The 12,827-nt window shown below is 63.2% G+C and carries 17 protein-coding genes and 1 pseudogene; 10 read left to right on the plus strand and 8 right to left on the minus strand.

Going from position 1 to position 12,827, the window contains the following annotated elements; genetic code table 11:
* The first annotated feature begins 77 nt into the window (after positions 1–77).
* The 9 genes from BMG07_RS13245 (at position 78) to BMG07_RS13280 (ending at position 7,585) form a co-directional block, all read left to right on the plus strand.
* On the plus strand, positions 78–1,136 hold the full coding sequence (locus BMG07_RS13245; RefSeq protein WP_269758922.1) for a dipeptidase: 1,059 nt from the start codon (positions 78–80) through the stop codon (positions 1,134–1,136).
* Positions 1,137–1,161: 25 nt separating this feature from the next.
* Positions 1,162–1,728 carry a DUF2889 domain-containing protein gene (locus BMG07_RS13250; RefSeq protein ID WP_198084957.1) on the plus strand — a complete coding sequence of 189 codons (567 nt, stop codon included), beginning with the start codon at positions 1,162–1,164 and terminating at the stop codon, positions 1,726–1,728.
* 31 nt (positions 1,729–1,759) lie between these two features.
* Positions 1,760–2,593, plus strand: coding sequence for an enoyl-CoA hydratase/isomerase family protein (locus tag BMG07_RS13255; protein WP_198084958.1), 834 nt, complete (start codon positions 1,760–1,762; stop codon positions 2,591–2,593).
* 45 nt (positions 2,594–2,638) lie between these two features.
* Positions 2,639–3,610, plus strand: coding sequence for a nitronate monooxygenase family protein (locus BMG07_RS13260; RefSeq protein WP_198084959.1), 972 nt, complete (start codon positions 2,639–2,641; stop codon positions 3,608–3,610).
* Positions 3,592–4,596 (plus strand): aldo/keto reductase, encoded by a 1,005-nt coding sequence (locus BMG07_RS13265; protein ID WP_198084960.1) that lies wholly within the window; start codon positions 3,592–3,594, stop codon positions 4,594–4,596. The genes BMG07_RS13260 and BMG07_RS13265 overlap by 19 nt, the downstream gene beginning before the upstream one ends.
* Before the next feature lie 41 nt (positions 4,597–4,637).
* Positions 4,638–5,273, plus strand: a complete 636-nt coding sequence (locus BMG07_RS13270) for a nitroreductase family protein (RefSeq protein WP_198084961.1) — start codon at positions 4,638–4,640, stop codon at positions 5,271–5,273.
* On the plus strand, positions 5,270–6,712 hold the full coding sequence (locus BMG07_RS13275) for a carboxylesterase family protein (protein WP_198084962.1): 1,443 nt from the start codon (positions 5,270–5,272) through the stop codon (positions 6,710–6,712). Before BMG07_RS13270 ends, BMG07_RS13275 begins: the two co-directional genes overlap by 4 nt.
* 291 nt (positions 6,713–7,003) lie before the next feature.
* On the plus strand, positions 7,004–7,135 hold the full coding sequence (locus BMG07_RS42015) for a hypothetical protein (RefSeq protein WP_269758923.1): 132 nt from the start codon (positions 7,004–7,006) through the stop codon (positions 7,133–7,135).
* A gap of 207 nt (positions 7,136–7,342) precedes the next feature.
* On the plus strand, positions 7,343–7,585 hold the full coding sequence (locus BMG07_RS13280) for a hypothetical protein (protein ID WP_198084963.1): 243 nt from the start codon (positions 7,343–7,345) through the stop codon (positions 7,583–7,585).
* Between the two features lie 543 nt (positions 7,586–8,128).
* Here BMG07_RS13280 and BMG07_RS13285 read toward each other — a convergent pair.
* Both BMG07_RS13285 and BMG07_RS13290 read right to left on the minus strand, forming a co-directional pair.
* Positions 8,129–8,386 carry a hypothetical protein gene (locus tag BMG07_RS13285; protein ID WP_198084964.1) on the minus strand — a complete coding sequence of 86 codons (258 nt, stop codon included), beginning with the start codon at positions 8,384–8,386 and terminating at the stop codon, positions 8,129–8,131.
* A complete protein-coding gene (locus BMG07_RS13290; RefSeq protein ID WP_198084965.1) occupies positions 8,386–8,568 on the minus strand; it encodes a DUF3606 domain-containing protein in 183 nt (60 codons plus the stop codon). The genes BMG07_RS13285 and BMG07_RS13290 overlap by 1 nt, the downstream gene beginning before the upstream one ends.
* A gap of 129 nt (positions 8,569–8,697) precedes the next feature.
* Here BMG07_RS13290 and BMG07_RS13295 point away from each other — a divergent pair, with 129 nt between their 5' ends.
* Positions 8,698–9,270 carry a hypothetical protein gene (locus BMG07_RS13295; protein WP_198084966.1) on the plus strand — a complete coding sequence of 191 codons (573 nt, stop codon included), beginning with the start codon at positions 8,698–8,700 and terminating at the stop codon, positions 9,268–9,270.
* 10 nt (positions 9,271–9,280) lie between these two features.
* Here BMG07_RS13295 and BMG07_RS44870 read toward each other — a convergent pair whose 3' ends face one another.
* The 6 genes and pseudogenes from BMG07_RS44870 to BMG07_RS13325 all read right to left on the minus strand — a co-directional run bounded on the left by BMG07_RS44870 (position 9,281) and on the right by BMG07_RS13325 (position 12,696).
* Entirely contained in the window at positions 9,281–9,760 is a 480-nt protein-coding gene (locus BMG07_RS44870) for a hypothetical protein (RefSeq protein ID WP_374221276.1), read from the minus strand.
* Positions 9,761–9,771: 11 nt separating this feature from the next.
* Positions 9,772–9,960 (minus strand): hypothetical protein, encoded by a 189-nt coding sequence (locus BMG07_RS13305; protein WP_198084968.1) that lies wholly within the window; start codon positions 9,958–9,960, stop codon positions 9,772–9,774.
* Between the two features lie 26 nt (positions 9,961–9,986).
* Positions 9,987–10,085 (minus strand): annotated as a pseudogene (locus BMG07_RS13310) (IS481 family transposase); the annotation flags it as partial.
* A gap of 243 nt (positions 10,086–10,328) precedes the next feature.
* Positions 10,329–11,564 (minus strand): hypothetical protein, encoded by a 1,236-nt coding sequence (locus BMG07_RS13315; RefSeq protein WP_198084969.1) that lies wholly within the window; start codon positions 11,562–11,564, stop codon positions 10,329–10,331.
* 124 nt (positions 11,565–11,688) lie between these two features.
* Positions 11,689–11,829 carry a hypothetical protein gene (locus BMG07_RS13320; RefSeq protein WP_198084970.1) on the minus strand — a complete coding sequence of 47 codons (141 nt, stop codon included), beginning with the start codon at positions 11,827–11,829 and terminating at the stop codon, positions 11,689–11,691.
* 18 nt (positions 11,830–11,847) lie between these two features.
* A complete protein-coding gene (locus BMG07_RS13325; protein WP_198084971.1) occupies positions 11,848–12,696 on the minus strand; it encodes a ubiquinol-cytochrome C chaperone family protein in 849 nt (282 codons plus the stop codon).
* Positions 12,697–12,827: the final 131 nt, after the last annotated feature.

Consider the following 12,827-nt stretch of genomic DNA (forward strand, 5'->3'; position numbering starts at 1 on the left):
CCGTCTGACAAGCTATGTGCTGCGGTCATTTCCATACGTTTGGCACCTCTTGCCGTCATTCGATCTGGAGCACCCCGATGGCGTCGGTGCAGGCCATGGTCAGTGGCGGTGTTGGACCCGACGGTTCAACGAATGCTGCCAGAGTTGCCGAGGATGGTGTGAAGGCGCTCGAGGTTTTGCGCAGAGTCATCTCGGTGGATGTCCACACGCATGGCGGACCGCAAGGCATCTACTCACCGGCTCCTCCCAACGGCACCCTTGCAGCCGGCATGCGGGCAGGCTCCCTTGCTGCCGTGTGCCTGTCGGAAATCCCGGATGAACCGCTTCTCGGCAGGAATACCGCCGGGATCACCGGCGTCTCCCGTTCGCCAGGGCCGAATGAGCTCTACAGGCACCACCTGGTACGACTCGCCTGGACCGACGACATGGTTGCGCACCATGGCTTGCAGCGCGCACTGACGGCAGCCGATCTGGCATCGGCCCATGCCGCAGGACAGCCGGCGCTGATCGGCGGCGTCGAGGGGCTGGACTTCCTGGAAGGAAAGCTCGAGCGGCTGGAAGAAGCCCACCAACGCGGCATCCGCTCAGCTCAGCTTGTGCACTACACCCCGAACGATATCGGTGACTTCCAGATGGGCGCGGTGACGCATGAAGGGTTGACCGCATTCGGCGCCGAGGTGATCCGTGGCTGCCATCGCTTGGGCATGGTCGTCGATGTTGCACACGCCACTGAGACCACGGCCAAGGCCGCGGCGAACGTCTCTACCAAGCCGCTGCTGCTGTCGCACACGGCACTCGCCGGTTCCCGGGCAATGGCATCGACCCGGCTGGCCGCTCGTTGCGTGAGCCAGAACCATGCGAGGGCGATTGCAGAGACCGGTGGCGCCATCGGGATCTGGGCCATCTTTCCTGATCTCGACAAGTACGTCGAGGGACTGAAGGAAATGGCCGACGTCGTCGGCGTGGACCATGTCTGCGTCGGGACCGATCAACAGGTCGCCCCTGGTGTGTTGCAAGACTACGCGCAGTGGGTCAACCTGATTGCGGCGATGCTGCGCGGCGGGTTCACTTCCGAGGAGGCGGGGAAGATCGCAGGCGGCAACTACATGCGCATCTTCCGAGCTGCGGTGGGCTGAAGCACGCACAAGGCCGGAGAATTTCATGAGCACCAATGCAGTGACCCGCGAGGAGTTGCACCACCGCGCCGTGGACATGCGCTTCTACCGTCGCAGTGACGGCCTGTTCGAAGTCGAAGGCCGCCTGGTCGACACCAAGACACACCCGTTTCGTCGCCTGCTGGCGAAGGAAGATGCTCCGCCCGGGCACCATCTGCACGACATCACCGTTCGCCTCGTGCTGGACGCCGAACTTCAAGTTCACTCTGCGGACGCAAAGATGTTGGCAACGCCCTTCAGCATTTGCCCGGGGGCGGCTGCTGCGCTGCAAGCGCTGGTAGGGCTCAGCATCGGGGCAGGCTGGAACAAGCGCGTGCGCGAACTGCTCGGGGGCGTAGCGTCCTGCACGCACATCGTGGAGCTGTTGGGGCCCATGGCCACGACCGTGCTGCAAGGCATCGCGCCGCTGCGCATCGTCTCTACTGATGATCCTGAAGAAGACGCGCTGCGCCGCTTTCGTGTGGACAGCTGCTACGCGTTCGCGGCGGAACGCGAGGTCGTGGTTCGCCTGTTGCCACACCTGCAGCGCGACAAGCCTGGGGCGTCGATCTGACCACCCCGCTATCAAACTCAGAGGTACGTGCATGACTTATGAAGCGATCGAGTTCGACATCGAAGACGGCATTGCCTTTCTTCATTTGAACCGCCCGGAGGCCAAGAACGCGCTCGACGATGTCATGCGGGTCGAGATCGCCGATGTCATCCAACGCTTGCGCAATGGCATCGACCACAAGGAACTCGATGTCAGAGCACTGGTGGTCGGCGGGCGCGGCGGCGCCTTCTGCGGCGGTGGCGATGTGAAGGGCATGGCCACCAAGAAGACCAGTCAGATGATGCACAGCCGCATGACGAACGTTCAGGACTGGTTTCGCGACCTCCTCAAGCTCGAGATGCCTGTCATCGCGGCGGTGGACGGGCCTGCTTTCGGTGCCGGGTTCAGCATCGCGCTCGCAGCCGACTTCATCATCGCCACGCCGAAGACGAGCTTCTGTGCAGCGTTCGGCCGCATGGGACTGGTGCCGGACACATCCATCGTCTTCACGCTGCCTCGCATCGTGGGCTTGCAGCGCGCCAAGGAGTTGATCTTCTCGGCGCGGGTGCTAGGTGCCGAAGAGGCCAAGGCGATGGGCATCGTGTACGGCTTGGTGCCAGAAGGCGAAGCCATCGAGGCGGCGACCGAGCTCGCGCGCAAGATGAAATTGGCGTCCGTGGCCGCTGTGGGGCTTACCAAGCAGTTGCTCCATCAGACTTTCGAGTCGAGCCAGACGGCGATGGCGCAGGCCGAGGCGCTCGCTCAGGCCGTCGCCATCGGCACGGATTACCACGCGGATGCTGTTCAACGTTTCGTTGGCAAGTCCCCGCTGTTGTTCACGGGCTTCAGCGAGCGGAACTGGCGCAAGCCAACGCAGCCAACGTAGCCCATTACCCGTTCATTTTTCTCTCTGGAAAAAGCCACATCAGCCATGTTCGACCGCTCCAGCCTTTCGCTTCCCGTCATCTGCGCACCCATGTTCCTCGTCACCGGGCCCAGCCTGGTGCGGGAGGCTTGCCTTGCGGGACTGGTGGGTGTTCTACCGCGCCACAACGCGAGAACCCTCGAACAGTTCGAGGAATGGCTGGATGCGATCCAGACCGCGCGCAAGGAAGCGCTGGCCCATTCCACCAAGGTGGGCCCGCTCGTGGTCAACGTTTCCGCCAAGCTGCCCGCGGCTGAGTTGGAGGAGACCTTGGCGCTTGCAGGCCGCTATGGCGTGCAGACGGCCATCAGTGTGGGCGGCGGGCCGCGCGAGGTCGTGCGCGTCGCGCATTCGAAGAGCATGGCCGTGCTGCACGATGTCATCAGTGTGGAGTTCGCGAAGAAGGCGATTGGCCAGGGCGTGGACGGCCTGATCGCCATTGGTCTGGGCGGTGGAGGCCATTCCGGGCTTCTGTCGCATCTGACGTTGATCGAGAAAATTCGCACGATATTCAAAGGGCCCTTGGTCATGGCGGGGGGCGTCTCGACGGGTGCCGGCGTGCGGGCCGCGGAGGTTCTGGGCGCCGACTATGCGTACATGGGGACGCGCTTCATCGCCACCAAGGAAGCCGATGCGCCTGCCGACTACAAGCAGATGCTTGTTGAATCGACGTCGGAAGACTTGGTCTACACGCCCCACGTCACTGGCGTGTCGGCGAACTGGTTGAAGCCCTCGCTGAAGCGTTGCGGGATCGACATCGAAACGCTCGTGAAGCCCGGCGCCGGGCGTTTCGACCATTTGCCGAACGACATCCGACCGTGGCGGGACATCTGGAGCGGCGGCCAAGGCATCGATCTCATCGATGACATCCCCGACGTCGCCTCGCTGGTCGCACGGCTCGTCGGCGAATACGAGGCGGCCTGCGCGCGCCGGGATTCGCTTTTAGCAATAGAGAACACATGCGCAACAGCCACCTGATCCCTCTCGGCAACACGGGGCTGCAGGTCTCGCGCCTGTGCCTTGGCACGATGACCTTCGGATCCAGTGCCGACGAGACCGAGTCGATGTCGATCCTGAATGCCGCCGCCGATGCAGGCGTCAATTTCATCGACACTGCGAATCGATATCCGAGTGACGCGTCGGACGAGCGCAAGGGAGCCACAGAGCTAATCATCGGCAAATGGCTGAAGGGCCACCGCGAACGTTTCATCCTCACGACCAAGGCCGGGGGGCCCATGGGGCCGATGCCATGGGATGCCGGCACGTCGCGCAAACACCTCCTGAGCGCCATTGACGCATCCCTGACGCGACTCGGCACTGACTACGTAGACCTGTTCCAGTTGCACCGGGACGATCCCACTACACCGCTCGACGAAACGCTCGAGGCACTTGACACCATCGTGCGCACCGGCCGGGCGCGCTACGTAGGCGTCTCGAACTGGGGCGCGTGGCGCATCGCGCGCGCACTTGGGCGGAGCGAGGCACTGCACTTGGTGAAGCCCGTCACCGTCCAGCCTCGGTACAACCTTCTGTTCCGGCAGTTCGAGCGCGACCTGTTCCCCATGTGCGTCGCGGAGAACCTCGCCACGCTCTGCTACAACCCCCTGGCCGGTGGCTTGCTGACGGGCAAGTACCGCGGCAAGACACAGGCCGATGCGTCCACGCGCTTTGGCGCAGGAAGCACCGCAGCCGCATACAGGCAGCGGTACTGGCACGACAAGGAGCTCCAGGCAGTGAGCCGCATCACGGATGTGGCTCGGCTTGCTGGCCTGGCGCCTGAGCGACTTGCAGGGGCATGGGTACTTGCACAAGCTGGCGTCACTTGCATGGTCCTCGGGGCAAGCCGTGCGTCGCAGTTGCCTGAAGTGCTACGGGCCGTCGATACGTCGCTCGACGATCAAGTCTTGCAAGAGCTGGACGCGATCACGCGGGAATTCCGGCTCGGTGACGCACCGCCATTTTGATCGTGCTCGTTTTCATTCAACCAAGGACCTGAAAGCGCTTTATGCAGTTCGACGACGTCATCGGCGGCCGCCGCAGCATCCGTGGCTGCAAGCCTGACCCGGTTCCCAAGACGTTGATTGCGGAAATCATTGAGTTGGCCATGCGGGCCCCATCGTCCAACAGCACCCAACCGTGGAACTTCTATGTCGTCACCGGTGAGTCGCTGGCCCGCATTCGCGCCGACGATACGGAGAACATGATGACCGGTGTGCTGCAATCGCGAGAGTTCCGGGCCGGCCTGGTCTTCGCCGGCCCAGCCGTGAGAGGAAGGGTGGGGCGCCAGGCAGCTGTTCTCGGGATGGGCATCGCGTGCAACGACAAGGAGGGCGCCACGATTGGGTCATGCGTGGCATCCGCCAGTTCACGCGCCGGTCTGCATCATCGTTACCTACGACCACCTGCTCGATGGCAGCGGCGATACCCCACTCGTGGCTTGGGCTGCGCGCTCAACAGCCGGGGCATCATGCAGTCGCTGGTGGTGCGCGAGCATGCCGGCATTGCGGAAAGCCACGTGCTCATTAAGAGCAATGGGCTCGGCTGGCCTGACGATGCCTTTCCCTCCAACGCGCTGATCTCCGAGCGCAAATGCGTCGCCGAGGCCGGCGTCTTTATGACCTTTGATGAACCGAACACATGACCGATACCCCTACCAATACCCCCACCGCGGCCCAAGCGATTCGCTCCTGGCTGGGCATCCCTTACGCCACCGCAGAACGCTTCCGCCGACCAATCCTGCTGCCGTTCAACCCGGACCTGTCCTACGACCAGAAGGGACCTGCCCCGATGCAAGCCGGCGACACGAGCTGGCTCGAGGCCGACAACGGCTTGAGCGAGGACTGCCTGAATCTCAATGTCTGGGCACCTGAGGACGCTGGAGATGAACCGCTCCCCGTGATCGTCTACATCTTCGGCGGCGGCTTTGAAGTCGGAGCCAACACCCAGACCACCTCGAATGCCTCTGGCCTCGCCGCAACCGGTCGCGCCATCGGCGTATCCCTGAACTATCGGCTTGGCCCGTTCGGGTGGCTGTCGCTCTCCCAGTACGGGGGCGTGTTCGCGGACGCCACCAATCTTGGCCTGCAGGACATCATCACCGCGCTCAGGTGGGTGCAGGAGAATATTGCCCGGTTCGGCGGCGATCCTCGGAACGTCACCGTCACCGGTCACAGCGCCGGCGCGTATTCCACGATCGGGCTCCTCGCCGCACCGACGGCCGACGGCCTCTACCAGCGCCTCGCTGCATTCTCCGGTGGCGCATCCCGGATCGTTCCCGCTTGGTGGGCCGAAGAACTCGCGATCACGTTCCTCACCGAACTCGGCATCGCGGGCGATCCCGAACAGCTGCTCGCTCTGGATGCGAAGCTCCTTGCCGAGACACTCATCAAGGTCAGTCCGCGCGACATTGGCGACCGGCACGGCATCGACAACACGACAATCGGCATCGTGAACGACCATTCTCAACCCGGTGCCGTTCTCGCCGGCACCCCGCTGCGTGTCCTCGAAGCCGGACGTCGCCGCGACATCGACATCCTCCTCAGCACAGCGACAAATGAGGCGGACTGGTGGGTCATCAACGCCACCAAAAAGTTCGACCCGGGCAGCATCGACAATCTCGTCGACGAGCTCGTCAAGAAGTCGCGGATAGCCCGCAGCCGTGCCCGGCGCATCGTCGCGGCGTACGACGTCAATGGACGCACGCCGGTCGAGGTTCGCGGAGCGCTTTTCACCGACTACTTCTTCACCTTGCCAGCCACACGCGCGGCACTCGCCCACGCCGCCGCGGGCGGCAACGCTCACCTGCTAACCGTGGGCCGTGTCGAGGGTGCGCCAGCCGTCCACGGCACGGAGATGTACGGCATCGTCGGACAGCAACGCCCAGGACAAAGCGACGAGCAAACCATCCGGGACACCTTTGTCCGCGACGCGCTCCTCGACTTCGCCGCGGGCGATCATGGCCGGCTTTGGAACGCCGTGACCACGGCACCCACCTCGCACGGCATCGGCAACCCACCCTGTGACCCCACCACCCATGCAGCCGAGCTCCTGTGCACCTTTGCGGGCATCGAGAGAACCTGACTTGGACCCGATGGGCGCGCGCGGATGCGCGGCGTGGTTGGCGGGGGAATCTCTGTTCGGCGATAGAGCGGGCAGCCGACCAAGCTTCCGGCTTCCACAGATGGTCAGACGCGACGCGGTGAATCTCAACACGCGCGACGCTTTATCAGAATCGAGAGGCCTTCATGACCACTGATATTCCTCTGCTGCTTGAGCGCGACGGCGCGGTGGCCTCAATCTGCTTCAACCGGCCGTCGGCCCTCAATGCCGCCGACCTGAGCGTGTGCGCCGTGATCATGCGCCGCGCTGGAAATGGCTTCATGGCCGGCGGCGACCTGGCCGTGCTCAGCGCCGACCCCGCAGCGCGGGGCGGACGAGCTGATCGGCCCGCTGCACGAGGCCATGACCACGCTCGACGCCATGTACGCGCCCGGGGTCGACTAGGTGCATGGCATGGCAGCTGGCGCGGGGCGGAGCCTGATGCCGGAAGCCGACTTCGTGCTGGCCGCCGCCGGCACGCGCTTTTAACCTCGCGTACGCGAACATCGGCGCCAACTGCGACGTCGGCGCATCGTAGGCTTTGCCGCGCCGGGTGGCCGAGCGCATCGCGTTCCTTCTTGAGGCGAGGGGCGTGACGGAGGAGGGCATGGGGTGGTCGTGCGCTCCTTCCACAGCTGGTGCGAGGCCATGGTACGCACCTACCAGTTGCAGGTGAACGCGCCGCGCAGTCCTACGGATGCCTATTTCGCCGAGCTTGCGGCGACGGTCGAACGGGCCTTGGCCAGCGGCTTCGTGCCCAAGGGCCAGTACACGGCAGTGATGATCGATGAAGCCCATGATTTCGAGGATGCATGGCTTCGCATGACGGTCAGCTTTTCGGTCATCGTGGGATAGAGGGTGGCCATCCGCCGATCGTAGCCGCCGGGCCACTGCGCACAGCCCTGGTTCTCGGTCGCCGGCCTGCGGTATTTGTTGCTACTGCGCCGTAGGCCCAGTCGGACGCGCGCGCCGGAGAGTTTTGCATTGCCCGATGTGAGAACGTGTTTTAGCATTCGATTACTATGGCCGACGAGGCAAGCGTCGTTGATCTGCCCCAATGGATGTGCATGCTGGCTGGAGTTGACGAAGGCGCCGGAAGGCGGGTTCTCCGGAAAGGGGGAATTGCGCCAGGGCCACGCCACTCGTTGCGCGTTCATTCTCACCCAGCATCCCACGCGTGACGCTGCGGTGGAGCGTCTGCGCGTCCGTGCGAAGGACTTCATCGCTGATTGGAGCGGCCGGCAGGGCGAGGCCCGCGCGAGCCCATGAAGAAGCCGCTTCAGGGACGGCTTTTCGTGGGGCGTTCGTTCAGCTGGTGAAGCCATGCGATCTTCGTCGCGTGGGGCAGGTCGAGGGATGCGCGTCGTCTCCTGCGGTTCGATTCCACCTTTGGCCTTTTCACTCGGGTGGCGCCCCAACTGGAGATGCATCTTCGTCGTCGCCGGCCCTGCGTGGCCCTATGCGCTCGTCAGGCGCATAGCCGATGAGCGCCTTCGTGCCGCCTTGCAGCGCGTCAAGCCACATATCGTAGGGCTCGTCGGCAGACTCGAGCTCGCGCCATTGCGAGGCATCGTCGCCTTCCTCCATGAGCACCCAGTAGAAGTGACCCGGATCCGGTTCGTCGACGTGCGCCGAGATTCGGCGGAGCGGGGTCATCAGCGCTCCTCACTGGCCAAGTACTTCCGCACCGCCTCGGCGGAGTGGCCGACCGCCTTGACCGCCTCACGCAGTTGCGCTTCGGTGACACCCAGCGACTCCGTCCAGGACCGCACCTCGTGCGGCTCCTCCAGGGAGATGAGTTTGCGGTCGAGGCCTGTCTTTTTCGGATCGTCTGCCATGTGGTCTCCTGTAAGCACCGGCACCGCGCCAGCATTGCCTGAAGATCTCCCCGCGGCGGCCGCGCGGCCATCCTCAAAAAGCGATTCCGGCTGACAGCACCTCTCCTACGCCAGCAGGACGCTTTCGTCATGCCGCACTTGGCCGACTACCCGCCCATGCTGCTCGATGAGCGCCCACTCGACTTGGACGAGCCCGGCGGGATCTACGAGATCCAGTACAACGGCTACCGGGTAGGTGCCGCGTTCGACCGCGGTGTGGTGCAGCTGCGTTCTCGCAAGGGCGCCGACGCGACGAAATGGTTTCCCGAGATCACCCAGGCGCTGGCCACGATCAAGGGCCAGTACGTGGTGGACGGGGAGATTTGCGTGCTCGACGAGCTCGGCCGCAGCGACTTCGACAAGCTTCAGGACCGCGCGCGCCGGCGCCGCTGGTACGCGGGGGCTTCGCCTGTCGTCTACTGCATCTTTGACCTCTTGGTGAATCGCGGCGTGGACATCACGCGCCAGCCGCTGGTGAAGCGCAAGGCTGCGCTCTCCACGGTCTTCAGGCCGTCCAGGCCGGGCATTCTGGTGGTGCAGCATTTCGATGACCAGGCTGGCAGGATCTTCGAGGAGGCGGTGATCCCCCTGAAGCTTGAGGGGATCGTGGCCAAGCGCGCCGCGAGCGCCTACCTGCCGGCGTGCGTTCGAGCGACTGGGTGAAGATCAAGCGCTAGGACGCGGTGCCGCCCGAGCGGTTCAAGCGCCCATAGGGCGCCAGCTCGCGCCCGGCGCTGCGAGGGTCGAGACCTTGTCCGCGTAGCGAGGCAACTACAGACAGGTACGAGGCCGGCCGGCTGACGATCTCATCAATGCCGTGCAAACGAAGTCGCGTCGAAGACCATGGAATCTCCAGGCTGAACCGTGATGGTCTTTGTGCCATACCGGACTCGCTCCCGTCGAGAGGCATCATCGTTTGGGTCATGATTGATGGGCCAAGTGACGGCAAATACTTCGGAGGGATTGCTGCAGCGCCTGTGTTCAGCGAAGTCGTACAGCAGACGCTTCGAGTGATGAACGTCGCGCCCGACTTGCCGGTCAAGACCATGATTTTGACCACCGGTGTGCCCGAAAGCTTTTGACGCTGAGGCAGTAGCGGCGAGGCCGGACAAGCGGCGGTCACGATATTGACGATGGGGTTGCTCGTCTGCAAGTGCATCGCCCTCAGAGGCTCGATACCTTGTCCAAGACGATGCTTTGGAGATCGGCGATGCCATGGATGCCTGCGACAGCCATGCAGATGCGCGCGTCGTCGTTTTCAGCGGTGCCGGCAGTTCCTGGGTCAGGTTCTATCGGGCGTTGGATGCCCTTGACCGACTTTTTGCGCCATCGCGCCGGCTTCCGGAATAGCATCCGGACGCTCTCAGCTTTCGCTACGGATCGCCAGGTGCTTCGTGCTCGTAGCGCAGGATCGGCTCGGCAGGCTCCAGGTCACTCAGCTTGGACATGCCTGCTCGTGCCAGCACGCGGCTGGGTGTCCTGAGTCGATTGGGTGTTTGGCGACTTCCAGTCGCTCAAACCCAATCCGGATGAACACCGGATACAACCTTATATGGGCGCCTCCCGGATCACAAGTGACTCGTGTGCGTGAGGAATCAGGAGGCAGGGCTGCAGTCTTATATCCGGCCTGTTGTGCAGGCGTTTGATCTGCTGGCCCTGATGGCATTCGCTGACGAGGCTCCTATCTATTGGTCGAGCTTTCGGCTATTGGAGCTTCACAGCTAGGCAGCCCTTGTCTCCGGCTCGAACGTAATCGGAATCGTGATGTGCAAGTCGAAGATGTGGACGCTCCGCTCTGTAATCAAATGCTGCAACAGCCGCTTCTCCTTGACGGCCCTCTTCTCGGGGTAGTCCCTGAATCCGTCGTTGCTCAGGACGAAGGTGTGAGCATCGTCTTCAGCCGCAATGAGGGCGGGTTCATCCGCCTGGCGACCGTTCGGGAGAACGTGGACTCGCGCTTGTGGAAACCGGGCTTCGAAGTCCCTGTCACTCATGAGCAGTTGGTGCCGAATGTTGGCATCGAAGATCAGCGTCACCTCGTAGCTCTTGGCCAGGACAGGGACCAGGGCCTCCAAAGCGACGAGTGTCGGGCGCTTTTTCGGTCGATTGTTGGAACCACCGTCGTTGGCAGCTTGGCCTGCGTGGTGAGCACCTGGATCGGACTTGCCGCGGTTGCCCTGGTCGACGTAGCACAAATTGCTGCCGTCAATGACGATGTGTCGGATCTCCCGCTGGGCCATGAGGACCGCTGTCTCCACCCGCAGCCGGATCTTTTCGAGACTGCCCTCGACGCCGCGCAGCTTACCTTCACACCGCTCGATGACGGCGTTCGGACTGCGGTGGCCCAATTCCCGTTCGCAGTTTCCGTGGATCCATTTCCGCTCAGCACCACCGGCCCTACTGAGAGCCAGGTTGAAGTGTTCCGCTTGAGAGATTTTCTTCATGAGCGCGAGTCGCTCCGCTTCGTAGCCGTGCAGGCTTGCCAGGGGCTCGCGCAAAAGGTTTTCCAGATCGTCGTGGCGTTGACGCAGGCTCGCCAACCGAGGCTCAATCCGTCGGAGGGTGGCCTCCAGTGCGGCAATGGCGGACTGTGCGAGCAATGGATCGGACGCGCGTGCCGCAGCGATTTCGCCTCGTTTCGTTCGACGAATTTCTGCTGATTTCTTGATCTCGCTCTCCAAGTTCGAGATCGTCGACTTGAGATTTTTAAGATCCTCTTCCAGCGTCGCCACCTGTCGAACGGCGATCGCGCGCTCCGACGAGACCCAGTAACGCGGGTCAAAGCCGAAATCGGTCTTGGGCTTCAGAGCCGCAATCGACGCCACGAGACTTCGGGCGTCTTTCTGTGCCTTTTCAAGCCTGGTCTCCATCTCGGCCTGAGCGCGCTCGGTTTGCCCGAGGCTGGCACTTGCTTGGTCCATGTTGAAGCCGTGAAACCGGGCGGCCTCGTTTTCCAATCCTTCAATTCGCTGTCGGCTGCCTCATGCTCACGCTGCAACGCTTCGAGGTCTTTGCTGAAAGGGTTCGTAGTCACTCCGTCCTCCTTGTTTGGTGAAATTTCTTCGGTGTATTCCGTGCGGACTAGCAGCCGGTCACGGAATCGTCTTGCTTGGAGCGATCGGAGCGGGTGAGGTGCCAGCCGATGGCGAGCGCCGCGCCCGCGGCAAGCGTCAAGGCGTAGGACGCCGCGATGCGAAGCGGGGTCGAGACAATGATGATCATGGGATCTTTCGTTCAGGTTCAGCTGGTTGTGTTGGCGCCATGGCCGGGCTGAGGCAGCAGTAGAGCGAGGGGGCTGCCACACTCGCCGCAGAACTTCTTGCCGGGATCCGCGGGCGCGTTGCAGTTCGGACAGCTGCGAAAGGCCGCCTTCTGGCGCATGTAGGCGATCTGGATCACGCAGGGCACGGTGACGCGATAGGCGGGGCTGCCAAGATCAAAAACCGTCCAGATCGCGGTGATGGCCCAGCCGATAGGGCCCGTGAACACGCTGATTCCCCGCATCAATCCCGCTGTGGCGCCGAAGGCCAGGCCACGTCCAAGGATCGCCTTGGCCACGGCGTTGGCCACGACCGCCGCGAGCTTGTACGCACCAAAGCCCGATGCCCTGATGGCAGCTTGGAGCGCCGCCATCATGGCCGGGCCGGCGCTCGGCTTGTAGGTGCTCCCGAATTCGGCGAACAGATCGGCCTTCTCTTGCTCACTCATCTTCATCACCGATTGCTCCAGCACAGCCTGCAGAATCGCAATCTCGATCGTGGCGCAGTCGCTCTTGGGGTTGTGGCGAGCCTTGACGTGGCTGGCGACGTCGCCGAGGACTTCCCGATAACGCACGCCAGAACCTCCGCGCATCAGGTTGAATAGCGAGTTACCACCGAAACGCTGCAACTCCTCGGCGATCAGCGCTCGAGTCACTTCGTCGATCCGGCCGGCAGACTTCGCGTTTGTCAGGGCCTTGCACGTTTCCGATGGCAAAGAAATGCGACCATCTCCTCCGTCCGTGATGTGGTCGATCAGCACGATGAGGTCATCGACGTCGGCGGCGCCCAAGACCAGGGCGAGATCGGGGTCGGAAATGAGGGATGTCATGGTTGGGAGCCTTCGGATTGACCGCCGGACTCGTCCGGCGCTGGGTTGTAGGGAGTCATTTCGTTGGCCAGGGCCGCGGCCAATGCAGTCAGGTCGGCAAAAGAGTTTCGGTCGCCGCGAGCTGCGGGCTG

Source organism: Variovorax sp. E3, from assembly GCF_016082275.1.
Taxonomy (GTDB): Bacteria; Pseudomonadota; Gammaproteobacteria; order Burkholderiales; family Burkholderiaceae_C; genus Variovorax.